The following is a 25317-nucleotide window of genomic DNA, read 5'->3' as shown; positions in this document are numbered from 1 at the left end:
TCTTATTGGAAAGGGAGTTAAGACTTTTATGGTGCGTCAGTCATGGGTTTGCCTTTGGTTATAAACAGGATCCCTGGAAGTAATAGGACGGCTACAACAATTAAAATGAGAGTCAGCCAATTGTGATTGGTATCGTTGATTCCCGTTGCAAACATAACACCAAATATACTCGAAGCAAGGATATTGCCCATGAATCGGGATGTCATAAAGAGACCTGAAGCTGTCCCACTTTCCGACATAGACACAAAAGAATAAAGCAGTGTTTGTAAACCGATGTTTAGAATCCCATTACTCAAACCGATGGTAGCTAATACAAAAAATATCCAGTAAAGTGGAGAGTTATGATTGATCGCCATTAATAGGATAACACCGACGACTCCAATCACTCCACCTGTTAGTAACGGGATCCGATAGCCTGATTTTTCAATCCAACGTGTCGCAAGTGGTGTAATGATAATTGCAAATATTGAAATCGAGAGCATCATGATACCTGTCAATTTGGAGCTAAGCTGTAACACAGATTGTAGATAACTAGGCATTGAAAGAAGTAGGGCAAAAAAGATCACGGTTGCTAAAATATATTGAATATACACGAAAGAAATGTTGAGATTTTTCTTTAAAAAAATCACATTGATAAAGGGTTCTTTTTTCTTTTTTTCAAAGAAGTAAAAGAAAAAAGTGAACGCTAACGCAATGATTAAGGCCAATACATTGAAACCACTTTCGAGTGTTTGTAAAAAATACATCCATACAGAGATGAATAAACTGAACAAAAGAATTCCGATTCCATCCCATTGAAAGGTTTTGCTTGTACTCTTCTCATCTGTCGGAATAAAAAGGACAGCTAAAATGGCAGAAATAATGATAATCGGAAAGTTTACATAAAAGATAACATGCCAGCCGCCCTGTTGAATTAATAGACCACTGATGGTAGGTCCAAATGCTGCCGAGGTGGTAGCGAATACCGATAGGGTGCCGATGACACGATTTTGATTTTTTTCGCAATAGGATCGAACGATTCCAATACCAGCAGGATAAAGTGCGGAGGTTCCGATTGCTTGGATCGCTCTCATCCCAAGTAGAAACGGCATATTCGGTGATAACGGAGCGGTAAAGGAAGAAATACCTACCAATACTAGTCCGAACAGAAAGATTTTTTTCCTTCCATAATGGTCACTTAGTTTACCAATCAGGGGTAAGAAAATGGCACTGACGATAAAATAGGATGCGATTAACCAAGAAATTTCTTTTGAGGTAAGTAAAAATTCATTTTTGATCTCTGGCAAGGCAACCGTAATCATCGTAGTATTTAAGGGGTTTAAGATGACACCTAACGCAATCGCAACGATAAGGAAATTTTGATTTTTAACGAGAGCAACATTTTTTGTTATAGACATGACGTACAATCTCCCCATAGATAATCACTTGATGAATGTTTTATAACAAAAATTATACACTATGTCGATTGTTATTTGTCATACTATTTTGTCAATTGTAAAAGAGGCAGCTATGCTGCCTCTTTTACAGTTTATTTATGATTGCTCGTCTTAAGGTCGTTCTCGTTCATTTGAATACTATGGGCAGGAGTAAGTAAAGTTAAGGCTACAATCACAATGACTCCTGTAATTAAACCATAGATGATTGGCAGTGTTGAGGTAATTCCGTAAATCATAAACGTGATAAAAATGACGAGAGTGCTGGCGATAATTGAATAGAAGGCAGCATGACTCTTTACCCGCTTCCAATACAGACCAATGACGAGAGGGACGAAAATGGCACCTGACAAAATTGCATAAGCCATATCTAGAGCAACGAGAATGTTTTTAATCCAAATCGAGAAAATGATCGCTAACACACCTAATCCGAGAGTGACGATTCGAGAGGTTTTGATGACATCTTGATCCTTCATCCCTTTTTTAAAGTGTACCTTGATTATATCGTTAGTGATTAAGGTTGCCGAGGCAAAGATCGCACCAGATGCATTGGACATGAGTGCTGAACAAACAGCTGCAAGCACAAGGCCCAGCAAGCCTGGCGGCAAGATTTCCAATGCCAAACTTGTAAAAGCAGATTGTGAGTCTCCTAAGTTTGGAAGCAGGATGAATGCACACATCCCAACAATACTTAGGGCCAAAGCATAAAACACACTATAGATACCAGCAGAAACGGCACTGCTTTTCGCGACCTTTTGATTTTTTGCCGTAAATACCCGCTGCCAAATATCTTGAGAAACAATTAAACCAAAAAAGTAGAGTAAGAAGTATTGAAAAATCCGGTCCCAGCCAATGTTTGTCAGGTTCATATGGGTTTCTGGCATACTAGTAAAAAGAACCGTTAATCCACCAACACTATCAATGCTATAAGGGAACATAATAAAGAATACACCGATTGTCATGACGGCAAATTGAATAATATCCGTTAAGGTAATACTCCACATTCCGCCTAGAATCGTATAAAAGAGGACAATCCCACCGCCAATAAACATAGAAGGGATCACGGACCATCCTAGTAAAACGTGAATCACATTTCCCATCCCAATCACTTGGGTAACCACGATCATAAGGGTATAAATGGATGTAACAATGGCACTAATAAGCTGTGTTCCTTCACCAAAGCGTTTTCCCAGCAGCTGACTAATCGTAAAAACCTCATAGCCGCCAATCTTATTAACAACGAATAAACCAAGGGCGGCAATTCCAAAGCCCATCATCGATACAAACCAAAATCCGGAAATACCTACATCATAACCTAAAGTAGTGGAACCCATAGTGGCCGCACCGCCAATAATGACCGCTGCTAAACAACCGACATGGCTAAAATATCCTAATCTGCTTCCTGCAAGCAAAAAATCTTTCTCTGACTTTGCTTTTTTGATTCCAATGACCCCGACGATCATCAATACACCAAAATAGAGCAAAAGGACAAGCGTATCAAGTGTATTCATCTACAAACCCCCCAGTTTAGATTCCTTTTCGTATTCAGTAACCGCTTCTTCGAGCAAGGAAATACCGTAATCCAAATTCTCCTTATCAATATTCAGCGGAGGCATCATGCGGATGACTTCCCCTTTATTCCCACTTAAATAGAAAATAACTCCTTTATTCAGACATTTGTGGAGGATTTTCATTAACCCTTCTCCATTCGGTTCCCCTGTTACAGGATGGACAATTTCAATTCCCAACATCAAGCCGATTCCGCGAACATTTCCAATCGCAGGGTGTTTTTCTTGAAGATCGATTAATTTTTTTAATGCATAGTCTCCTAAGCTTCTAGCATTTTCGATCATTCCTTCGTCTTTTAGAACGTCAAGGGTTGCACAGGCGGCGGCACAGGCGACAGGATTTCCGCCAAATGTTGTACTATGGCTGCCGATGGTCCATTGTTCCATTATTTCTCGTGAAGCAACGGTGGCACTTAGCGGTAATCCACTGGCAATCCCCTTCGCAATCGCCATAATATCGGGCGTCACTCCAAATCGATTAGCTGCGAACCAGTCCCCTGTACGGCCAAAACCGGTTTGAACTTCATCAAAGATTAGCAAGATTCCGTGACGGTCACAGATTTCGCGAATTTTTTGCAGCCATGCTTTTGGTGGAATCACATAACCGCCTTCTCCAAGGATTGGTTCGAGAATAACCGCCGCTACTTCATCCGGGGATACTTGGTGATTAAATAATCTTTCAAAGTCTTTTTCAACCTGAGCTGACCAATAATCATCATGGTTAAATCCTGCCGGCGTTTCGGTAATTTGCGCATAGGGCAATTGATAGGTCATATTGGCTCCAACCGGCAAATTTTTTCTGTATTTACTTTTTGAGGTAGTTAGACTGAGGGCACCCATCGTTCTTCCATGGAATCCCCCAAGGAAAGAAACAACATAAGAGCGCTTCGTCACATGCCTTGCTAATTTAACCGCTCCTTCAATCGCCTCGGCACCGCTATTCCCAAAGAAAAAGCAATCTAATGGCGCTGGTAAAACCGCTTTCAATTTTTTTGCTAACAAATTAATAGACTCGTAATTAATAATTCCGATAGGACCATGAACTAAGTGGTCGACTTGATCTTTTATCGCGGCAATTACCTTTGGATGGCGATGGCCAGTATTTTCTGTTGCGATCCCAGAAGTGAAATCTAAATACTTTCTGCCCTCGGTGCCGATGTAGTAACATCCTTCGGCTTTTACGACTGGCAGGTTTGGAAAATCCTTGGCCATTGTTGGTGCTAATAAACCTTCGTCGTTAATGGTTTTCCAATCAATCATAACCCAATCCCCATTTCTGAAATGTTAAGTATTGAGTGAATTTTCCTACAATTAAAAGGATCGGTCAAATGGCAACTATTAATAAATTTAATAGTTAATAAGGGGAGATTGAGTAATATTATTTCCAAACTACATTCTAGCGAAATATAACCTATAGGAAAAGTTACTTTCTATCTAGCTTTGATACTGAATCCTAAGTGTGTATGTATTAAAAAATTTTATAGTTTTAGAGGTAAAAAAAGGAACAATGGAAGTGGGTAATTCATTATTGCTATAATAATAATAGGGATTAGAAACCGTAAAATATTTTCATAGTAAAGCGGTGACGGGATGGAACTAAGAAATTTAAAGACCTTTCAAGTGGTGGCAGAGGAATTGAATATCACGAAGGCAGCTAAAAGATTACAATATTCGCAGCCGACGATTACGTTACAAATACAGGCGTTAGAAAAAGAACTTAACCATACGCTTTTAACGAGAGTCGGTAAAAAGACGATGTTAACAATGGCCGGAAAAAAACTAAGAGATCATGTTGACCATTTATTTTCCGTGATTGAAGAAATCGAAAAAGATATGGAAGAATTACGTGGACCAACGGGGGTACTTACGATTTCGGCCTCTGACTATTATTGTAAACAGCACCTTTCACCGATCGTAAAAACATATATGGAAATGTACCCGAACGTTCGGGTAAGTCTACTTCCACTGAATAGTGTCCATGCAACCCAAAGTGTAAGGGATTATGTGGCAGACATCGCCATCATTGCTGGTGATTGCAATGAGAGTGATATAAGAAAAACCTTTTTAGAGGAAGAACAAACCTTTTTGGTGGCTTCATCAGACATCAGCAAGGGAAAAAGTTTTGCGGAACTTTTAAACGAATCTGCCTTTATTTCATACGATGACAATTGCAGTTTTAGTAATATTATTGATCAATTTTTCAAGAAAAGCGGACTGCAGCCGCATTCTACGATTATAATTGGCGGAAGTGATGAGATGATTAAGCGGGCGGTGTTAAACGGAAATGGGTATGCGATATTAGGTGCAAATGTGATTAGGAATGAAATAAATGATGGTTCGGTCACCATCCTCCAGCAAGTTTCAGAGCCTATCGTAACGTCTGCTATCAATCTAAAGGTTCGATCGGAAGAACCGAATATCCAAACCTTTAATGATTTTTTACAAAATGCCTGGCCGATGTAATCAGTTTCTGTAACCATCAGTGGTTCAAAAAAAGACCCTCTCAAAGTTTTTTTGAAAACATTCGATAAGCTAATCGTTTCGCTGTCTTTAATTCGTGTACCCAATAGTCAAATTAAGCGGTCCAGCTTAAGTAATTTGGAGCTGCGATTTTTTCGAATACCTCATTTTTCTTTTCAATCAGATACAATGGGGATGTCCTAGAAGTGTTACATATTCTTCCTCCTTAATAGCAAACTAACGTTATTGAATCATATCGGAGAAGTTATCGTGAAGAAATGGGCTATTGCGGTGTTAATCACCGTATTAGGTATCGGTTTAGTTTGGTTTATGACATTTGAATATGCTTACACACCACCGAATGAAAAAATAGTAAATGGATCATTGACAGTAGGTCAAATCAAACTGTCAGCATCTTCAGATGAAGCAGGGACAGATAAACAAATCAAGCTTGGTAAAGAAATGTTCTTTGAAGAAACCTTTGGCAATGAAATTTTCTTTACGGATATAATGGGTCTTTTTAATGGACCGTTAACTTTAGGGAATTTCACAAAGGCTCTTGTTAAATTGGGAGGGAAGGGAACCTCCAATTTACAGGTTAAGGCCGCAGAATCTTTTCAAGTAGGTAAAGTAACGATAAAAAAAGGGGATCTTATTGATACAGGACTTGATGTAGCAAAAGGTTCTTATTTTCCAATTGGAATGAAATTTGTTTATGATCAGGGACGGACAAATGTTGGAATTAGTTGTGCGGCTTGCCATGCCTCTGTTAATGAGCAGGGAGTAGTGATGGCAGGAGTTCCGAACTCAGATTTAAATATAGGTTTGATACTTGCGATGGCTTCCAATACGTCAGCCTATTTTACACACACGGAGCTAAAGAATATCAAAGATTATATCGAAAAAGGCACGGAAAACAATCAATACATTTCCTTGCCAGATAAGCAAAGGCTTGAAGAATTTGTTGACTCGGAAGTGGTAAAATGGCCCCGTGGCAGTAATGATACTACGATTGATTTTAAAAACAATCCTGTCCAAATTCCCGATGCCTTCACACGGGGAGATTTTCCTTATGGCTGGAGCGGGCAAGGACAGATTGGTCCTTTTAAGGGACTAAGTGCAGCGATAAATAATGCCCATTCGCAAAATATGGATACTATTTCTCAAACGGAAATTAGCGAGCCTGTTTTGGATATTAATAAGGAATTGTATTTGGGGACGATTTTGCAGAATGCAGCCAACAAAAAATATCGATATGATTCCAAAAGTAGTTTAAAACCTTCGAAGTTTTTTGCAAAGGTAGATCCAACTCCAGGTGCTCCAGGAATCATTAGGCTGGTAAAGTCAGCCACTTTTCCAAAGATATCATTCCTTTCTAGTGTCGGAATGCTGCCGGGTGCTTCAGGCTACAAGGTATGGGAGCAAATTAATGCTATGTCCGCCTATATGAATTCACTAAATCCTGTATCATCTGATGGAAAAATAGATATGTCATTGATGGAGGAAGGAAGATCGGTTTTTGAAAGAGCCGGCTGTATTTCCTGTCATGCCGGAGAGTTTCTGACAAATAATCAAGTCATTGATGTGAATAAAATAAAAACGGAACCTTCGAGGGCAGGGGCATTTAAAAAAACAGAGTTATTTTTCTCAAAACCCAAAATGTTTAAAGAAGGGACTACCGTGCCGATACCCGAAAATCCGGAAATAGTTAAGATTAAACTGACTTCAGAACAGAAAAAGATGTTAGAGTTAGCTTGGGCGCATGGAGATTCGACAGGAGGATATAAAGTTCCCAGTTTATATGGACTAACACAAAGTGCCCCTTATTTACATGATGGGGGAGTAGCGATTGGGAACAAGCATGAGTTAGGAGTCACCAATACCTTACATAAGGGAGTAAAGGCTGATCCGCAAAACAGCTTACAGGCTTTAATTGATTCCGATTTACGCAAGCAGGTTGTCAAAGCGAATTTGTCCACTCCAGAGGTTAAAAGTGCACATATTTCTGGGCAAGGCCACGAATTTTGGGTTGATGAATCAACCGGATTTACTAAGAAACAGCAAACGGCGCTAATTTACTATTTGCTGCATGCTTCAGATCAAGTTGAAAAGTAAACAACTTTAACCCTTCATATTATAATAGCTAGCTTTCTGGCATGAACTTGGCATATACCGGCTCATGCCTTTTTTATGTTACTTTGCTTCTTCAATTCTCTTTTCATTTTCATAAACGCGACAAAGTCGACGATTTCATCGGATGACAAGGGCTCTCCGTCAATTGATAGTTTGTGAGTATCTTTTTTTACGAGATTTGTTAATTCTAAGGAATCCTGTACCTCGTTGGTTCTACCTAATAAGTAATCTACAGATGTCTCAAATAAATCTGCTATTTGCGCTAAGGATTGAAGCGAGGGTTCACGGTACCCAGACTCATACCCAGCATAGGTGCTTTTCGCGATTCCGAGTTGATCGGCTGTATCCTGTAAAGACCACTTTCGCTTCTTCCGTAGTTCTGTTAAATGTTCCAGCATACTCTCAAACTCCATTTTCATTTATTGGAACTAGTATAACATAGTAAGAAAAACTAGAATATAATAATGTACGCGAATCGAGAACAATATCTTGATTATTTATTGTTTAGGTCTATAATTACAAGTATAAATACGCGTTTCGCGAAAGATTTCTTGCAATGGAGATGTTGCTTATGAAGAAAATATTATTTCTTGCTACAGGTGGAACGATTGCATCAGTTGAGAAAGATGAAGGGCTTGTTCCAGGATTATCGGTGGAAGAATTGCTAGATTACTTGCCAGAATCATCTTCTGATCTAAAAATTGACGGTAAAATCTTAATGAATATAGATAGTACGAATTTACAGCCGGAACAGTGGAAAATCATTGCTGATTCCGTCTATACCCATTATCATGATTACGACGGCTTTGTGATTACACATGGAACCGATACGTTAGCGTATACATCCTCTGCGCTTTCCTATATGCTTCAAGGTCTGGGAAAACCAGTGGTGTTGACAGGATCACAAGTTCCAATCAGCTTCAAAAAGACAGACGCCAAGAAAAATGTAGGGGATGCACTTCGGTTTGCCTGTGAGGATATTGGCGGGGTATTCGTTGTTTTTGATGGACGGGTGATTCTTGGAACAAGAGCGGTAAAAATGCGGACAAAAAGCTATGATGCTTTTGAGAGTATAAACCATCCATATGTCGCTCATGTCAATAAAGATGAAGTGAAATACCATTGGAAACCTGAACCCCATACAAGCCCAGTTTCATTGAATACGAATTTATGTACGGATGTATTTCTGATGAAATTATATCCGGGTACGAAGCCGGAGATTTTTGATTGCTTAAAAGATTTATATAAGGGAATTATTATAGAAAGCTTTGGGAATGGTGGATTACCCTTTGAAGGAAGGAATTTGCTTCCAAAAGTGAAAGAGCTTACAGAAAATGGAGTGGCGGTCGTAATCACGACGCAATGTTTAGAAGAAGGCGAAGACCTGCTGTTATATGAAGTTGGACGTAAGGTAGCGGAGCATCAGGTGATTTTATCAGGGGATATGAACACAGAAGCAATCGTGGCTAAATTAATGTGGGCGCTGGGACAAACTGAGTCTCTAGATCAGGTGAAGGCAATCATCGAAGCGCCATTAGCCGGGGATTTATCGCGAAAATCAGTAGAAATAGATTGATAGAGCTGATTAGTTTTTAAAAGGGGAGACGAATACTATGATGACGATCAAAATGCGAACAGAAAAAGATTTTCTTGGATCAAAGGAAGTTCCTGCTGATGCTTATTACGGAGTGCAAACACTCCGTGCGGTTGAAAACTTCCCGATCACCGGGTATCGAATTCATGAAGAATTAATTAAGGCGATGGCTGTCGTAAAAAAAGCAGCTGCGCTTGCGAATATGGACACGAAATATCTTTATGAGGGTATCGGCGAATACATTGTTAAGGCAGCAGATGAACTGATTGAAGGCAAGTTGCATGATCAGATTATTGTTGACCCAATCCAAGGTGGAGCAGGTACTTCAATTAACATGAATATCAACGAAGTCATTGCCAATCGTGCGATTGAATTGATGGGGAAAGAGAAAGGGGACTATTTCCAATGCAGTCCGAATACCCATGTCAATATGTCACAATCCACGAATGATGCCTTTCCAACGGCGATTCATATTTCTGTGTTAAAGCTCTTGGAAAAATTATTAGTAACCATGGATGACATGCATTCTGTTTTTAAGCAAAAGTCGCAGGAGTTTAACCATGTGATTAAAATGGGCCGGACTCATCTTCAGGATGCTGTACCGATTCGCCTCGGACAGGAATTTGAAGCGTACAGCCGGGCGATTGAACGTGACATAAAGCGGATTAAACAATCACGCCAGCATTTATATGAAGTGAACATGGGAGCAACGGCTGTTGGTACGGGATTACATGCGGATCCACGTTATATTGAAAATGTGGTAAAGCATCTTAAAGACATCAGCGGACTTCCGTTGACAGGTGCAGACCATCTTGTTGATGCTACACAAAACACGGATGCCTATACAGAAGTTTCAGCAGCATTGAAGGTTTGTATGATGAATATGTCAAAAATTGCGAATGACTTACGGTTAATGGCTTCAGGCCCAAGAGCTGGTTTGGCTGAAATCACCTTACCTGCAAGACAGCCAGGTTCATCGATTATGCCAGGGAAAGTAAACCCTGTATTGCCGGAACTGATTAACCAAGTAGCATTCCAGGTCATTGGCAATGACCATACGATCTGTCTTGCATCTGAAGCAGGTCAACTGGAATTGAATGTCATGGAGCCGGTTCTCGTCTTTAATCTTCTTCAATCGATAAGCATTATGAATAATGCTTTCCGTACGTTTACTGAGCATTGTTTAAAAGGAATAAAAGCGAATGAAGAGCGACTAAAAGAATATGTGGAAAAGAGTGCTGGTTTGATTACCGCGGTAAATCCTCATATTGGCTATGAAGTTGCAGCGCGTATTGCCAGAGAGGCGATTTTAAGCGGCCGACCAGTCCGCGATCTTTGTTTGCAATACGATGTATTAACAGAAGAGGAACTGAATCTGATCTTAGACCCTTATGAAATGACCCATCCAGGTATTGCGGGAGCAGCTTTGTTGGATAGAAATTAATATATTTAGAGAAGGACCACTGAGATGGAAAAAACTCAGTGGTCCTTCTTTTTTTGAATTAACAGTTAGAAAATTCTTATTTTTGAAAATGTGATAATATTAAAGGAGTTAAATCAAGAAATTGTGGGGGATTGCAGATGAAGATTGTTGCTTCAAAAAAAACACAACAAATGGCAACGAGTATTTTTACCGAGTTGGCAGAGAAAAAACGGTCGGCTATAAAGAAGGGGATGGATGTAATCGATTTAAGTGTAGGCAGTCCAGATTTACCACCGCCGTCCCAAGTTGTCGATGCTTTAATTAGATATAGTAAAGATACAACGAAATATGGCTATACGTTGAAGGGGATAGCGGAGTTTAACGAAGCAGTAGGATATTTTTATAAACATCGCTATGATGTTGATCTAAATTCTGAAAATGAGGTATTGCAGCTAATGGGTTCCCAAGATGGTCTATCCCATCTGGCAACAGCTATGATTGATCCAGGCGAGTATGTCCTTGTCCCTGATCCTGGTTACCCAATCTATGAACAAAGTGTTATGATTGCAGGCGGACTGATTTATCCAGTGCCATTATTAGAGGAAAATAATTATTTACCAAAATTAAATGAAATTCCAGAAAATGTTTTACATAGAACAAAAATGATGATTATTAGTTATCCGGGAAATCCAGTCACAGCTTTAGCAAGTAAAGAATTTTTTGAAGAAGTTGTTGGGTTTGCACAGAAACATAATATTCTCGTCGTTCATGATTTTGCCTATTCGGAACTTATTTTTGACCAAAACCCACAGATTAGTTTTATGGCCGTTAAAGGGGCGAAAGAGGTCGGGATTGAATTCAATTCACTTTCCAAAACCTTTAATATGGCTGGCTGCCGGATTGGTTATGCTGTTGGGAACAAAGAGGCATTAAGGATATTAGCAACCTTTAAGTCTAATATTGATTATGGCGTATTTTACCCGATTCAAATGGCAGCCGTCTCTGCTTTGACTTCTGATTACCGTGTGCTCCAAGAGCAAGTCATAGAATACGAGAATCGCAGGGATGTATTCATTACTGGGCTTGAAAAGAGTGGATGGAAAGTAGCAAAATCACCAGCCACGATGTTTGTCTGGGCTAAAATTCCCTCCGGGTGGACCTCAAGGCAATTTGCTTTGCAATTAATTGAAAAAGCAGGAGTGGCTGTCGTCCCTGGAGATGCTTTCGGAAAGCAAGGGGAAGGCTATGTACGAATGGCGATCGTCCAATCCGCTGAAAGACTAGCATTAGCCGCGAAACGAATAGAGGATTTTCTTCTAGTTAAAAGTGAATAAATAACATCCGATACAAAATATTAAAAAGATGAGGTATCGCCGTTATTCTAGTAATGAGCAATAAGGGGAGATTTTCCGATTATGCAAAGAAAAATCTCCCATTTTCAGTTTTTTTGAGTAAATAGGTGGAAAAACTCCGTCTATTTCAAGTTTTTTATATCGAAATAACAAATTAAGCGGAATTTGTCCGTCTATTGTTATAACCTAGGATGCTTTACCCCTTTTTGCGTTCTACCCAACAAAATGAAGCAGGAAGTTGGTTAAGAACAAGAAAGATATAATAAAGATGGATAGTGATAATTGTTTCTGTTTGTTTGTAAAAAGCTTAACCAGCGGATAAGCGATAAATCCGAAGGCAATTCCATCGACAATACTGTAGGTTAATGGAATCATAATGATCACAAGAAATGCCGGGAATGCCTCGGTAAAATCCGTAAAGTCAATATTTACAATATTGGACAGCATCAAGCCACCGATAATAATCAGGATAGGTGCGATGGCTGCATCCGGTACGAGTTTAATAAAAGGCATGAAGAAAAGTGATGACAAAATCAATAAGCCTGTTACTACAGAGGTTAACCCCGTTTTTCCGCCTGCCGTAATCCCAGCCGCTGTTTCAACCGTTGAAACAGATGGACTAGTACCTAAGAATCCACAAACCATGGTAGAAATCGAGATGGCTTTTAAGGATTTTTTGTTCTTTTCAGGTGCTTGTAGCATCCCATCCACTTGGGAATGCACGAGACCGATATTTTCAAAAACGAGGACTAATACCAATGAAAAGACGGCTGTCCAAAACGGAAAGGCAGCTAATTTTCCAAAATCGGAACTTAGAAAAACATTTTTGTAGTCCGTAAAGGAAATAAAACTCGTGTCCATTGCCGAAAAATGAACAATTCCGAAGAAATAAGAAACCAGTGTTCCAACAATAATACTGATTAAAAAATTCCCTGGAACTTTCTTTAAAAACAAAAATAACGTGATAATGAGGTTAATAATCGATGCCAGAACCATCGGAGCTGATAAGTCACCGAGCCCCACAAAATTCGATGGATTTCCAACGACAATTCCGCTCTTTTGTAAGCCAATAAAGGCGATAAATAAACCAATTCCAACCGATATTGATTCCTTTAACGATGTTGGAATCGCTTTTGAGATAATAGCGGATAACTTGGTAAAGGCTACAATAATAAAGATGATCCCTGACAGTACTACAGCTGCTAAGGCTTCCATATAATTCAGCCCAAGCGTCCCTACAATCGTATAGGTAAATAAGGCATTGATTCCCATTCCTGGAACGATAATTAGTGGGACGTTTGCGATAAACGCAACCAATAAACAGCCAATGAGCGATGATAGTACGGTTGCAATAATTCCTGCTTCTAGCGGTATCCCTGCATCCTCAAGTATTTTTGCATTGACGGCAATAATATAGACAATGGAAAAAAACGATGTGAACCCTGCAATAACCTCCTTTTTCAAATTTGTTTTGTGCTGCTTAAGTTTGAAAACTCCTCTCATATTTTGATCACACTTTCGCGTTGCTCCCTCTCCCACCCGCATCAAGTATAACGATCAGTTCCACTTATGCCGGGAAATATTATAACACAGATATTGTAAAAGACCACTGAGATTTTACTCAGTGGTCCTCAACTTTCTATTTGGAGTTTTCCTTTGCTAAGAAGTTATAAATATTGGCTTCTCCAGCTCCGTATAGTGGGTCGACTCCAACTTTGCCGAAATCGATAGCGCTTTGTCTGATAGCAGCTGCTACTTGGGAAGGTGAGTATTCAGGGTGTGCAGCCTTGATGACCCCGGCTACGCCGGCAACTTTCGGTGCAGCCATGGAAGTTCCGTGTAAATAAGAATAGCCATGCCATTTTCCGTCACTGAACTGAGTTGTTGCATTGTTACCGCCTCCAACAGGGTAGGAAGGATAAGTAGATAATGTACGATAGGTAAAATCTCGTTTATTTAAATAGTCGCCCTTCGGATCTTGACGATACAGGCTGTCGTATAATGGACCATTATCACCGCCAGGACCAGCAACATCAATCGCATTCCCGTAGTTTGAGTAGAATGCGATCCCATCTGTTGACCATTCATTAGATGATGAAACAGTAATGACTCCAGGAATTTGTGCTGGAACGACACGAGAAGGACCTTTAATATCGATTCCATAATTATCCTTCCAGTATGCTTGCATATCGTGTAAATTGTTTAGGTCTTTTGAGTCGTTACCAGAAGAAACAACGACAGTAACGCCTTTTTGAATCGCATATTGAACAGCACGGTGATAGGCAACCATAGAAGCGGAATCACCTTTTTCTTCTAAGTTATGAGCCATCCAGCGCCAGCCTCCAATGGACATATTTATAACCTCAACGCCGTCATTTGCTGCAGCTACAATCGCATCGGTAATCCAAGATTGCTGAGCTCCCCCGGTTGCTCCAAAAACACGGTAAGCTCTAACCGTTAATTCTGGCCCAACACCCTTAACCACACCATTAGCAGCGATGGAACCAGCAACATGTGTACCATGGCCGTTTTGGTCCCAAGCATCTGTTGTTCCAGGAACGAAAGTTTTGGAACCTTTTAAATCCGCATTATCCTTCAAATCTGGATGGCTAAAGTCAATACCGGTATCAATAACGGCAACAACCGTATCTTCATTTCCTTCATTTAATTCATAGGATTCTCCATCGTTAGTCAAACGCTGCATGTCCCATTGTTTATCCCAATAACTGGCTGCATTTGCATCCAAAGTAACTTTCTCTCCATTCGGAGTTCCAGGTGTGAAATTGACTTTATTATCTGGATCGGTTTCTAGGTATGCCTCCAGTTCTTTACCTGCAGTTTGTATGCTTGTATCTTTCTTTACATTTGTAAGGAAAGCAGGATCAGAGGATGCTACCTCAACAATGCCGATTTCCTCTATGATTCTCTCTACTTTTCCTCCTGATTTTTGGATTCTTTCAGAAAAATTGGATGGCAGTTTTCCTTTATAGGCTACTACATAATGTTCCAGTTCGGGTGCTGCTTTCGTTTTGTTTGGTTGAGCCCCGATAAGTAGTGAAAATGATAGAGCAGAGCAAATAGATAGGACAGCCAGTTTTTTCTTCATTTTGTTTTGGTTCCTCCCCTTTATTAATCTAGTATTTCGAGTCGTAGGATTAAATTTTATTACAAGTTCTTGAAAATAAATGTCGAAAGCTATCTCTTATAAAAGTCATAATATTTCGACAAATATAACTAGGAAATTAGTTTGTGAAAAGGTGTCTGGTGAAGGACAGAGGACCTATCGCTTACAATGTATTCTGATATAAGTAGATTTAAAATCCAACATAACCGGACGCCAATCATGTAGTAACTACCTAGTTTTCTGGAAAGTATTACAAAACTAAATAATCAAAATAATATAAAATTTTATATATTTTCTAACTTAATTATGGTAATTTAGTTATTAATGAAGTATTTGATGCATTAAAACAATAAAATGAAGGATGAAATTCATTTGTGAAAGGATTAAGAAATGGAACAACTTCTTTTCAAAACATTAGTAAAAGAAAACTTTCCTCATTTATCAGCAGGACAAAAAAAAGTGGCGAATTACTTGGTTGCAAATCTGGATGAAGCTGCTTTTACAACAGCCTATCAAATGGGACGGAAAGTTGGGGTTAGTGAAACAACAGTCATTCGGCTTTCCTATGCATTAGGATTTGAAGGGTTTAGTGAAATGCAGACCAGAATTCAAAAACAACTGCTTCGGCAAAATAAACCGGATCTATCAAATAATGAAAACATCCCCGGGGTGGATAACAAAAACGACCCATTTACAAAAGTGATAGAAAGCGAAGTTCATATTTTGAGGCACCTATTAGACCATACGAAGATCCCAGATATATGGAAAACAGTGGATGCTCTCATGCATGCTGATCAAATCTTAATTGCGGGGAATCGGATTTCCCATGCCGCTGCTTATTGGTTTTCTTATACACTCAGTTCATTAAGGGAAAATGTTAGTTTATGTTCACCTGCAGGTGATTTTTTTGAAAAGTTTTGTAATCTTACAAACAAGTCTGTAGTCGTTGTTTTCTCCTTTCCGAGATATGCCAATGAAACAATCAAAATGGCAGAGTGCACAAAAGAAAACGGTATTTGTTTAATATCAATTACAGATCGTCTTCTTTCACCTGTCGGGCGTATTTCTGATATTGCTCTTACAACAGAAGAAAATGCAGATGCTGGAACTAATTCCATTGCTTCCGTTATTACTTTATTAGATTTGATTGTTGCTGGGATACATGAAAAAGACCAAAAACGGATTCAAGCCCATCAGCAAAAATTAGAAAAATTATATTCGAGCTATGAGGTGTTTGTGGAATAGAAGCCGTAAACGATAAAAAGTCATATTAGAGGTGTAATCATGGTGAATCCAATTGAATATATCGATCAGCATCAAGAATTATTATTAAAAACCTATCACGAGCTTCACTCCTTAGCTGAACCGAGCTGGCAGGAAGAGAAAACGTCCAGCTATATACTGAAACGCCTTAAGGATGCGGGATTAGCCGTAACAACGTTTCATGGCCATTATGGCTTCATAGCTGAAATTCCTGGACGGATAAATAAGGTTGTGGCATTAAGAGCAGATATGGATGCGCTGGTTCAGGAAGTAGATGGCATGGTAAAACCCAATCATTCTTGTGGACACGATGCACATAGCACCATGGTTTTGTATGCTGCATTGTCCATTGCAGACAGTGGAATTCAGCCTAACTACACCCTTAGATTTATATTTCAACCAGCAGAAGAAACAGGGGAAGGTGCGCTGCAGATGATGAAAGATGGTGCATTAGAAAATGTTACCTATTTATTTGGCGTACATGTCCGTCCTCAGAGGGAAGTTCCTTATATGAAAGCCGCCCCGGCAATCATCCATGGGTCTGCAGGGACGATTAGAGGAACAATCAAAGGGATGCAGGCACATGCCTCTCGTCCTCAAGATGGAATCAATGCAATCGAAGCAGCCGCTATACTTGTCCAAAAATTACAGCAGATTCAGTTACCAACCGAAACACCTTATTCGATTAAAATGACACAGCTTCAAACGAAAAACAAGGCATCAAACGTTATCCCAGAAACAGCTTTCTTTGCTATTGATGCAAGGGCTCAGACAAATGAGGCAATGAATGAACTAAAGCAGCGAACGGAGGAAATCATTGAACAGACAATGAACCATACAGGCACAGCGATTTCTTGGTCTATGGAAGAGTTTGTACCTGCAGCCTCCCTTAATGATAGTGCCGTAAAACTGGCAACGGCTGCAATTGAAGATATGATTGGGAAGGAAAATGTGGACCCAGTCTGTGTTTCGCAAGGGGGCGAAGATTTTCATTTTTATACAGCCGCAAATCCTGAAATAAAAGCAACCATGATTGGATTAGGCTGCGACCTGATGCCTGGCCTCCACCATCCGGAAATGAAGTTTAATGTGAACGCACTTATTTATGGAACGAAAATTTTGACTCAGACAGTATTGATTGCTTCAGAAAAATAAATGCTTTTATCTAAATCTAATAAAAAAGAGGTGTATATATGCAAAATAGCTTACTTAAATCCGAAACAAGTGTACAAGCAGTTCCTAGTGAAAAACACCTTGAACGCAAGCTGAAAACAAGGCACCTTTCTATGATTGCCATAGGTGGCACAATTGGAACAGGGCTCTTTTTAGCCAGCGGGTCTACCATCGCTTCAGCTGGTCCTGGAGGAGCTCTCGCAGCTTACATAATAGCGGGAATAATGGTCTATTTTATCATGACGAGCTTAGGTGAGATGGCCGCCTATATCCCGATTACAGGTTCCTTTAGCACCTATGCTTCAAGGTTTGTAGATCCGGCTTTTGGTTTTGCGATTGGCTGGAATTATTGGTATAACAATGCGATTATCGTCGCTCTTGAATTATCAGCCTCCGCTCTTCTTATGAAATATTGGCTGCCGGATGTTCCAGGAATCATTTGGAGTGCTTTATTTCTTGCTCTCATTTTCTGTTTAAATTTTTTATCGGTTAAAGGTTATGGGGAGTCAGAGTTTTGGTTTTCCATTATTAAAGTTGCGACAATCATTATTTTTATCATCGTCGGCTTATTAATGATTTTTGGAATTATGCAGGGGGATGCTGGCGGTTTTGAAAATTTCACTAAAGGAGATGCACCGTTTAACGGAGGCTTTTTATCCATCATCAGTGTTTTTATGATTGTTGGATTTGCCTTCCAAGGTACAGAGCTTGTAGGGATTGCTGCCGGTGAAAGCGAAAACCCAGAGAAAAACATGCCAAAGGCAATTAGACAAATTTTTTGGAGACTCCTTTTATTCTACGTATTAGCTATTTTTGTCATTGGTTGTTTGATTAGTTATAAAGATCCACAATTATTAGGTGCGGATCTAGACAATATTGCCGTGAGTCCTTTTACACTTGTATTTGAACATGCTGGTCTCGCTTTTGCAGCTGCCTTAATGAATACAGTTATCCTAACAGCTGTTTTATCGGCGGGCAATTCAGCCATGTATGCTGCTACCCGTGTCCTTTGGGTACTGGCGAAAGAAGGAAAAGCCCCGGCATTCTTAAAAAAGGTGAATAAAAGAGGAATTCCAACAAATGCATTGTACTTCTCTTCATTCATTGGGATGGCCGCTTTTCTCACATCGATTTTCGGTGATGGAACCGTGTATTCTTGGTTATTAAATGCCTCCGGTTTAGCTGGTTTTATATCGTGGTTAAGCATTTCGATCACTCACTACCGGTTCCGGAAAGCTTATATCGCGCAAGGAAGGGATTTAAAAGATTTGCCTTATGTTTCAAAATGGTATCCATTCGGACCTATTTTTGCGACCGTTTTATGTTTAGTAGCTATTCTTGGACAGAATTATGGAGCGTTTTTCGGCACAGAAATTGACTGGTATGGAGTTTTGGTTTCATACATTGGCCTTCCATTATTTTTATTTGCGTATATAGGATACAAAATCGCGAAGAGGACCAAAATGGTCTCATTGCAAGAGGCTGATTTTAGCCGGGAGTAATCTTTTGAGAGGAGGAAGACCGTGACGAATTCACAAGAGATTGAAATACGTTCGCTGCATCAAGTCGAGGAACTAGAGGAAGTAAGAAAGCTGGAATCCAAAATTTGGGGAGAAAACGACTCTGTCCCTACGCATCAAACCCTAACAGCAGTGAAAAATGGAGGTTTAGTTTTAGGTGCCTATTACGGGGAGCAGTTGGTCGGATTTCAATACAGTTTTTCTGGGTTTAATGGGAAATCCGCCTATCTTTGTTCACATATTCTCGGTACTGACAAAAGCTTTCGAAACAAAGGGATTGGTGAAAAATTAAAACTCGCACAGCGTGAGGAAGCGCTCAAGCTCGGTTATTCCCTGATTACTTGGACATACGATCCGTTAGAAAGTATCAATGGGTATTTAAATATCGCTAAGCTCGGCGGCGTATGTTCCGTCTATATTGAAAACTGTTATGGTGAAATGGAGGACTTGCTCAACAACGGAATTCCTTCCGATCGCTTTCTTGTCGAATGGCAAATTCAACAGGAGGAATCCTTCCAATCTAGGGGACAAGAAGTTGAACTGGATGTTCTAGTAAAGAACTCACTCATTCAATGGGAAATCGATAAAGAAGGATTGCCATTTCCATCTTCAATCCTACCTCTGCCTAAACAATTTGGTAAAGCTTTCGTTGCCATTCCAAAGGATTTCCGAACGATCAGAGAAACAAACATTGAAACGGCGATTGCATGGAGAATGAAAACTAGAGATATTTTTACTCAGCTTTTTCAGCAAGGATGGCAGGTTACTGGGTTTTCAAAGAATTCAAGGACAGAAATTCCTGTTCAATTTTATGTGCTTTCAAAAAAATAATTGAGTGTAAAAATTCTAAAAAGGAGAGTATTATCATTGAAAATAAAACAAGTGATTTTACGGCATCTGAAACTCGACTTGCTTCATCCCTTTACAACCAGTTTTGGAACGGAATATGATAGGGAATTTATTCTTGTAGAAGCAATAAGTGAGGATGGCATTTCTGGCTGGGCTGAGTCAGTCGCGATGCTCGACCCACTTTATAATGAAGAAACCCTTAAAACCAACTGGCATATTCTTGAAGATTACTTGATTCCTATTCTTTTAAAAAATGAAATCGAGCATCCTGATGAAATCTCTGAAAAATATTTCGCCCATATCCGCGGCAATTATATGGCGAAAGCTGCTTTAGAGGGTGCTGTTTGGGATCTATATGCAAAGGAAAAAAATGCTTCTCTAGCAAGTGTGCTTGGTGGAACAAAAGACACAATCGATGTGGGCGTTAGCATTGGAATCAAGGATTCTATTGATTCGACGCTAAAAGTGATTGAAGATCGTCTCGTGGAAGGCTATAAACGTTTTAAATTAAAAATTAAGCCAGGCTGGGATGTTGAATTAATAGATAAGGTCCGTAAAGTATATCCTGATATCCCGCTCATGGCAGATGCAAATTCAGCTTACACTTTACAAGACATTGACAGATTAGCGGCTCTAGACGATTATAACTTAATGATGATTGAACAGCCTTTAGCCTATAACGATATTATTGACCATGCAGACTTACAATCAAGATTAAAAACTCCTATTTGTCTGGATGAGAGTATCCACTCTCTTGAAGATGCAAGGAAAGCTCTTAAATTAGGAAGCTGCCAAATCATTAATATCAAGATTGGCCGGGTCGGAGGTTTAACGCAATCAAGGAAAATCCATGATTTATGCCAGGAACAAGGAATTCCGCTATGGTGTGGGGGCATGCTGGAATCAGGCATTGGAAGAGCGCATAATATTGCGATCACTACCCTGCCAAACTTTGTGCTGCCGGGCGATACCGCCGCTTCTTCTCTTTATTGGGCAGAAGATATCATTGAACCGGATGTTACAGTTGAAAACGGAACAATCAAGGTTCCAAATTCACCCGGAATTGGATATGAACCAAATTTAGAGAAAATAAACAAGTATACCCTATACAGTCAAACATACTGTCAATAGTATGAAATTTGAAAAATGTATTTAACAAAACAGGTTAAAAGGCAACACCCTTTTGGGCGTTGCCTTTTAACTATTTTTGTATAAGATTTGCTGAAGCTATATGTATGTAAAGGTATAAAGGAAGGTATTTTATTTACATATTGACACTATAATTGAAAATGATTATCATTACTAATTGAGAATAGTATGAAAATTAATCGTAAGGCAGGGGTTTTGATTATGAGGAGAATGGCAAAAGTTACTGGTTTTTTATTGCTGACGAGCAGCTTATTAGCAGGATGCGGTGATACGGTATCAAAAGACAAAGAAAGTGAGGAAAGTAGTAAAACGACGGAAGAAACTAGTTTATTAGAGAAAGAAGTTCATTCTTACAAAGAGTTTTCGATTGAGCAGTTAGATAGTTTTGTAGTGGAAACAGAAGCATTTGTTGAAGCAGTGAAAGCAGGAGATATTGAAAAGGCAAAACAATTGTATGCACCAGCCCGGATGTATTTTGAACGTTCAGAACCAATTGCTGAAAGCTTTGGTGACCTTGATCCGAGAATTGATGCCCGGTTAGCCGATATTAAAGAAGAAGGCCAAGGGGAAGAAGAATGGTCTGGCTATCATAAAATTGAGTATGGGCTATGGGTAGAAGGCAGTACAGCGGGATATGAAGCTGTGGCAGACCAGTTATTGAAAGATGTCAAAGAACTGCGGGCCAAGGTAGAAACGGTGGAAGTAACTCCAGACTTAATGATTACGGGAGCTGTCGATCTATTAAACGAGGTATCGACTTCTAAAATTACAGGTGAAGAAGAAATTTATTCTCACACCGACTTATATGACTTTAAAGCAAATGTCGAAGGTGCCGAGAAAATTTTTGAAATCTTCAAGCCGAAATTACAAGAAAAAGACTCCAAGCTTGTTAAAACAATAGAAGAAAGCTTTGAGACCTTGAACGGATTATTAAAAAAGCATGAAGACGGTAAAGGTGGATATGTTTCGTATGAAATGTTGACACAAGAAGATACAAAAGCCTTGTCTACAGCTGTAGATAACTTAGGAGAACCATTGAGCCAAATGGCCATTGTAGTGGAGTGAGAATCATGAGCAGCCAAGAAAAGTCTATTATTCAAAAGGAAGTATCTCGACGTGATATGTTGAAGATAGCTGGGGTTGGAGGCGCGGGTGTTTTACTTGGCGCTTCTGGCCTGACTGGTGCTTTAACTGCATTCGGAATGAATCCGCTTGTTGCGGATCAACCAGCTAAGAACAAAATAACCTTCTATGGAAACTATCAACCTGGTATTTTAACAAAAAATCCAGAGCATGTATATTTTGTATCACTAAATTGCACGGCGAAGTCAAAGGCAGAGTTAAAAGAGATGTTTCAACGCTGGACAGATTACAGTGCGAAATTAATGGATGGTCAATCGGTAGAGTCTAATTCGGCAAACAAGTTATTACCGGCACCGGATACTGGAGAAGCAGTGGGGCTTGATGCATCTCATTTAACATTAACATTTGGAGTTGGTCCGAGCCTTTTTGAAAAACAAGATCTTGGACTGCAGCATATGAAGCCCAATGAACTCGAAGACCTGCCGCATTTTCCAAAGGATCAGCTGGACGCGCGCTTCATAGGCGGAGATATTTGCATTCAAGCTTGTGCCGATGATCCGCAGGTTGCTTTTCATGCAGTTCGAAACCTCGTTCGTGTGGCACGTGGAAGTGTGACGATGAGATGGTCCCAGACGGGTTTCAATTCTTATGAAATGAAAGAAAACAAAAAGCTGACGCCTCGCAATTTATTTGCCTTTAAAGATGGAACTGGAAATCCAAGTGTTGACGATCCAAAAGAAATGGATGAGGTTGTCTGGGTGCAGCCCGGAGAATCAAAAAGCTGGATGACAGGCGGTACTTATCTAGCCGTTAGGCGGATTCAAATGCACATAGAAACATGGGACCGCACTGCTGTAAGTGAACAAGAGGCCACATTTGGGCGGCATCGTGATAGTGGTGCCCCGATTGGAAAAACAGATGAGTTTGCTGATATGGAGATCGAGCGTAAAGAAAATGGCCAATTCGTTGTGCCGGATACTTCGCATGTGCACTTGGCAAGACAAGTGAAAGATAGAATCTTGCGCCGGTCGTTTTCCTTTTCAGATGGGATTAACCCGGATACTGGTACATTCGATACGGGATTACTTTTTCTATCATTCCAAAAGCATCCGAAACAATTTATTAACATCCAAAACAGTTTCGGACGTGTCGATAAATTAAATGAATATATTACTCATCGCGGCAGTGCATTATTCGCATGTTTCCCTGGAGTAAAAAAAGGAAGTTTCCTCGGAGCGGAGCTGTTTAAATAAGGAGATGGCCGAATGAAAAAATGGATTTTTCTTTTTTGCTTTACGATATTTATCCTAACTCCTTCCTGTTTCGTACACGCCGAAGAGGACTATGGAAATTTATTTATTTCTGTTGGCGATGCCATCGTTAAAATAAAAGCCGACGATTGGGAATCAGTCGAAGGACTTGTTGCTCAATTAAATAATGACTGGGAGCAAGTCAATCAATCAGAAAGTAAAGAAGCTAAAAATGTACAAGAGTCTCTAGTAAAACTAAACAAAGCAATGAAAGAACACCAAAAAGAAGCCGTAATGAAATCATTATCCGATGTATCGCATGCTCTCATTGCTTTTGAAAAAGAACAAAACCCTGTTGATAAAGAAGAGCAGCTTGATGAGGTTAAAGCAGCATTAACACCTATTTTAGCAGAATTAAAATCAGCAATTGACGAAGAAAATGCGAAAGAAACATATGCCGAGTATCAAAATTTCTTAGCCATGTGGAATCGAAAAGAGAAGATTGTTAGAGAACAAAGCATTGCTTATTACGGGAAAATTGAAACACAAATGGGATTTTTACGGATTGCGTTAACGCAGGAAAAGAAGGATTTTGGTGAAATCGAAACGATTTATAAATCATTATTTAGTGCGGTAAGTGAGTTTGTTGCGGGAAAGCAGCTAGAAGTAAAGGACCAAAGTCATTCATTACAGACGTTAGTGGACTTATTGGAGGAATCTGGTCAAGCAATTGAAAAGAAACAGCCAGAGGAAGCGGTTAAGTCTTTGCAGGAATTTTTAACGGTTTGGCCATCGGTTGAAGGTGAGGTTCGGACCAGGAATGGCAGCTTGTATACCCAATTAGAAAGTGAAATTCCTGTTATCGCTGGAAAGCTCTCTTCCTCGAATGTAAATTTTGAAAAACAACTTGAGAAAATAGTGGAATTTAAGCAAGCGATCGCTTTATTGCAGGAAAAAACGAGTTACACAGTATGGGATGCAGCGTTAATCATGCTTCGTGAAGGATTAGAAGCCTTGCTAATTGTGACAGCTCTGATTGCCTTTTTACGAAAAGCCAATGCTCGTAAATTCCAAAAATGGATTTGGCTAGGTGCTTTTTTGGGGGTATTAATGAGTATCGCGGCTGCTGTGTTTATAAATATCGCTTTTTCTGCGGCCACAGCGGGTGCTAACCGTGAAGTGATTGAAGGTGTGACCGGGATTATCGCGGTGATCATGATGATTGGTGTCGGGATGTGGCTGCATCAAAAATCAAATATGAAGCTATGGAACCATTTTATCCAAAGCAAAATGGGAACAGCTCTTTCAACAGGCAGTATCATTTCCATGTCACTCGTCAGCTTCTTATCTATTTTTAGAGAAGGGGCAGAGACCATTATTTTTTACATGGGGATGGCGCCATCCATTAGTACGGGGAAGCTGCTTTCTGGTATAGTCATTGCAGTTCTCATGCTTATCGTGTTTGCCTTTTTATTGATTCGGTACAGTTCAAAAATTGCAATTGCCCCCTTTTTTAAAGTGGCAACCTTTTTAATCTACTTCTTAGCGTTTAAAATCCTAGGTGTGAGCATACACGCTCTGCAACTAACAAATCATTTAAGTACATCGCAAATTAACGGGGTGCCAATTATTAATTGGATGGGCATCTATCCTACCTGGGAAACCATTATTCCTCAGGGGATTATGATACTGATTTTCTTGCTAACTTCTTTAAAAATTGAAGTCATTGGGAGAAGGGTTCAGGATCCAACAATGTAGTTCTTGGGGGATGTCTGATTCCCGGGGAGTGAGAAAAATAGAGTAGGCGGTTATCAGAAAAGGAATCTGCTACCCGTGGAGTGAGAAAAATGAAGCGGGCGGTCATCAGAAAAGGAATCTGATTCCCGTGGAGTGAGAAAAATAAAGCGGGCGGTCATCAGAAAAGGAATCTGATTCCCGTGGAG

General features: G+C 39.8%; 19 protein-coding genes. 13 read left to right on the top strand and 6 right to left on the bottom strand.

Going from position 1 to position 25317, the window contains the following annotated elements; translation table 11 throughout:
* Positions 1-26: 26 nt before the first annotated feature.
* The 3 genes from ACWM35_RS21935 to ACWM35_RS21925 all read right to left on the bottom strand — a co-directional run bounded on the left by ACWM35_RS21935 (position 27) and on the right by ACWM35_RS21925 (position 4261).
* Complete coding sequence (locus ACWM35_RS21935) at positions 27-1397, bottom strand: MFS transporter (protein WP_454821032.1); 1371 nt, start codon at positions 1395-1397, stop codon at positions 27-29.
* Positions 1398-1528: 131 nt separating this feature from the next.
* Positions 1529-2944 (bottom strand): sodium:solute symporter, encoded by a 1416-nt coding sequence (locus ACWM35_RS21930; RefSeq protein WP_454821031.1) that lies wholly within the window; start codon positions 2942-2944, stop codon positions 1529-1531.
* Positions 2945-4261: an aspartate aminotransferase family protein gene (locus ACWM35_RS21925; protein ID WP_454821030.1), complete on the bottom strand. Its 1317-nt coding sequence runs from the start codon at positions 4259-4261 to the stop codon at positions 2945-2947.
* A 330-nt stretch (positions 4262-4591) separates the two neighbouring features.
* Here ACWM35_RS21925 and ACWM35_RS21920 point away from each other — a divergent pair, with 330 nt between their 5' ends.
* Positions 4592-5464, top strand: coding sequence for a LysR family transcriptional regulator (locus tag ACWM35_RS21920; protein ID WP_454821029.1), 873 nt, complete (start codon positions 4592-4594; stop codon positions 5462-5464).
* 267 nt (positions 5465-5731) lie between these two features.
* On the top strand, positions 5732-7576 hold the full coding sequence (locus ACWM35_RS21915) for an electron transport protein (RefSeq protein ID WP_454821028.1): 1845 nt from the start codon (positions 5732-5734) through the stop codon (positions 7574-7576).
* Positions 7577-7638: 62 nt separating this feature from the next.
* Here the strand turns inward: ACWM35_RS21915 and ACWM35_RS21910 are convergent, their stop codons facing one another.
* On the bottom strand, positions 7639-7992 hold the full coding sequence (locus tag ACWM35_RS21910) for a helix-turn-helix domain-containing protein (protein ID WP_454821027.1): 354 nt from the start codon (positions 7990-7992) through the stop codon (positions 7639-7641).
* A gap of 173 nt (positions 7993-8165) precedes the next feature.
* On the opposite strand from ACWM35_RS21910, the gene ACWM35_RS21905 reads away from it, so the two are divergent.
* The 3 genes from ACWM35_RS21905 to ACWM35_RS21895 all read left to right on the top strand — a co-directional run bounded on the left by ACWM35_RS21905 (position 8166) and on the right by ACWM35_RS21895 (position 11945).
* Positions 8166-9170, top strand: a complete 1005-nt coding sequence (locus ACWM35_RS21905; protein WP_454821026.1) for an asparaginase — start codon at positions 8166-8168, stop codon at positions 9168-9170.
* Between the two features lie 37 nt (positions 9171-9207).
* Positions 9208-10632, top strand: coding sequence for an aspartate ammonia-lyase (gene aspA / locus ACWM35_RS21900; protein WP_454821025.1), 1425 nt, complete (start codon positions 9208-9210; stop codon positions 10630-10632).
* 137 nt (positions 10633-10769) lie between these two features.
* Positions 10770-11945: an aminotransferase class I/II-fold pyridoxal phosphate-dependent enzyme gene (locus ACWM35_RS21895; RefSeq protein ID WP_454821024.1), complete on the top strand. Its 1176-nt coding sequence runs from the start codon at positions 10770-10772 to the stop codon at positions 11943-11945.
* A 231-nt stretch (positions 11946-12176) separates the two neighbouring features.
* Here ACWM35_RS21895 and ACWM35_RS21890 read toward each other — a convergent pair whose 3' ends face one another.
* The gene (locus ACWM35_RS21890; protein WP_454821023.1) at positions 12177-13466 is read right to left on the bottom strand and encodes an NCS2 family permease; all 1290 of its coding nucleotides are present in this window, start codon (positions 13464-13466) and stop codon (positions 12177-12179) included.
* A gap of 136 nt (positions 13467-13602) precedes the next feature.
* A complete protein-coding gene (locus tag ACWM35_RS21885) occupies positions 13603-15069 on the bottom strand; it encodes a S8 family peptidase (protein ID WP_454821022.1) in 1467 nt (488 codons plus the stop codon).
* A gap of 408 nt (positions 15070-15477) precedes the next feature.
* On the opposite strand from ACWM35_RS21885, the gene ACWM35_RS21880 reads away from it, so the two are divergent.
* The 8 genes from ACWM35_RS21880 (at position 15478) to ACWM35_RS21845 (ending at position 25132) form a co-directional block, all read left to right on the top strand.
* Entirely contained in the window at positions 15478-16332 is an 855-nt protein-coding gene (locus ACWM35_RS21880) for a MurR/RpiR family transcriptional regulator (protein WP_454821021.1), read from the top strand.
* A 39-nt stretch (positions 16333-16371) separates the two neighbouring features.
* A complete protein-coding gene (locus ACWM35_RS21875; RefSeq protein ID WP_454821020.1) occupies positions 16372-17505 on the top strand; it encodes an amidohydrolase in 1134 nt (377 codons plus the stop codon).
* 38 nt (positions 17506-17543) lie between these two features.
* Positions 17544-19025: an amino acid permease gene (locus ACWM35_RS21870; protein ID WP_454821019.1), complete on the top strand. Its 1482-nt coding sequence runs from the start codon at positions 17544-17546 to the stop codon at positions 19023-19025.
* Positions 19026-19046: 21 nt separating this feature from the next.
* On the top strand, positions 19047-19874 hold the full coding sequence (locus ACWM35_RS21865) for a GNAT family N-acetyltransferase (protein ID WP_454821018.1): 828 nt from the start codon (positions 19047-19049) through the stop codon (positions 19872-19874).
* A gap of 36 nt (positions 19875-19910) precedes the next feature.
* The gene (menC, locus tag ACWM35_RS21860) at positions 19911-21023 is read left to right on the top strand and encodes an o-succinylbenzoate synthase (protein ID WP_454821017.1); all 1113 of its coding nucleotides are present in this window, start codon (positions 19911-19913) and stop codon (positions 21021-21023) included.
* Positions 21024-21251: 228 nt separating this feature from the next.
* Positions 21252-22106 (top strand): iron uptake system protein EfeO, encoded by an 855-nt coding sequence (gene efeO / locus ACWM35_RS21855; RefSeq protein ID WP_454821066.1) that lies wholly within the window; start codon positions 21252-21254, stop codon positions 22104-22106.
* Positions 22107-22108: 2 nt separating this feature from the next.
* The gene (efeB, locus tag ACWM35_RS21850) at positions 22109-23377 is read left to right on the top strand and encodes an iron uptake transporter deferrochelatase/peroxidase subunit (protein ID WP_454821065.1); all 1269 of its coding nucleotides are present in this window, start codon (positions 22109-22111) and stop codon (positions 23375-23377) included.
* 12 nt (positions 23378-23389) lie between these two features.
* Positions 23390-25132, top strand: a complete 1743-nt coding sequence (locus tag ACWM35_RS21845; protein WP_454821016.1) for an FTR1 family iron permease — start codon at positions 23390-23392, stop codon at positions 25130-25132.
* Positions 25133-25317: the final 185 nt, after the last annotated feature.

The sequence above is a fragment of the Neobacillus sp. K501 genome (assembly GCF_053749995.1).
The sequence above is the reverse complement of the archived record's forward strand: the minus strand, read 5'-3'. Positions and strand labels throughout refer to the sequence as shown.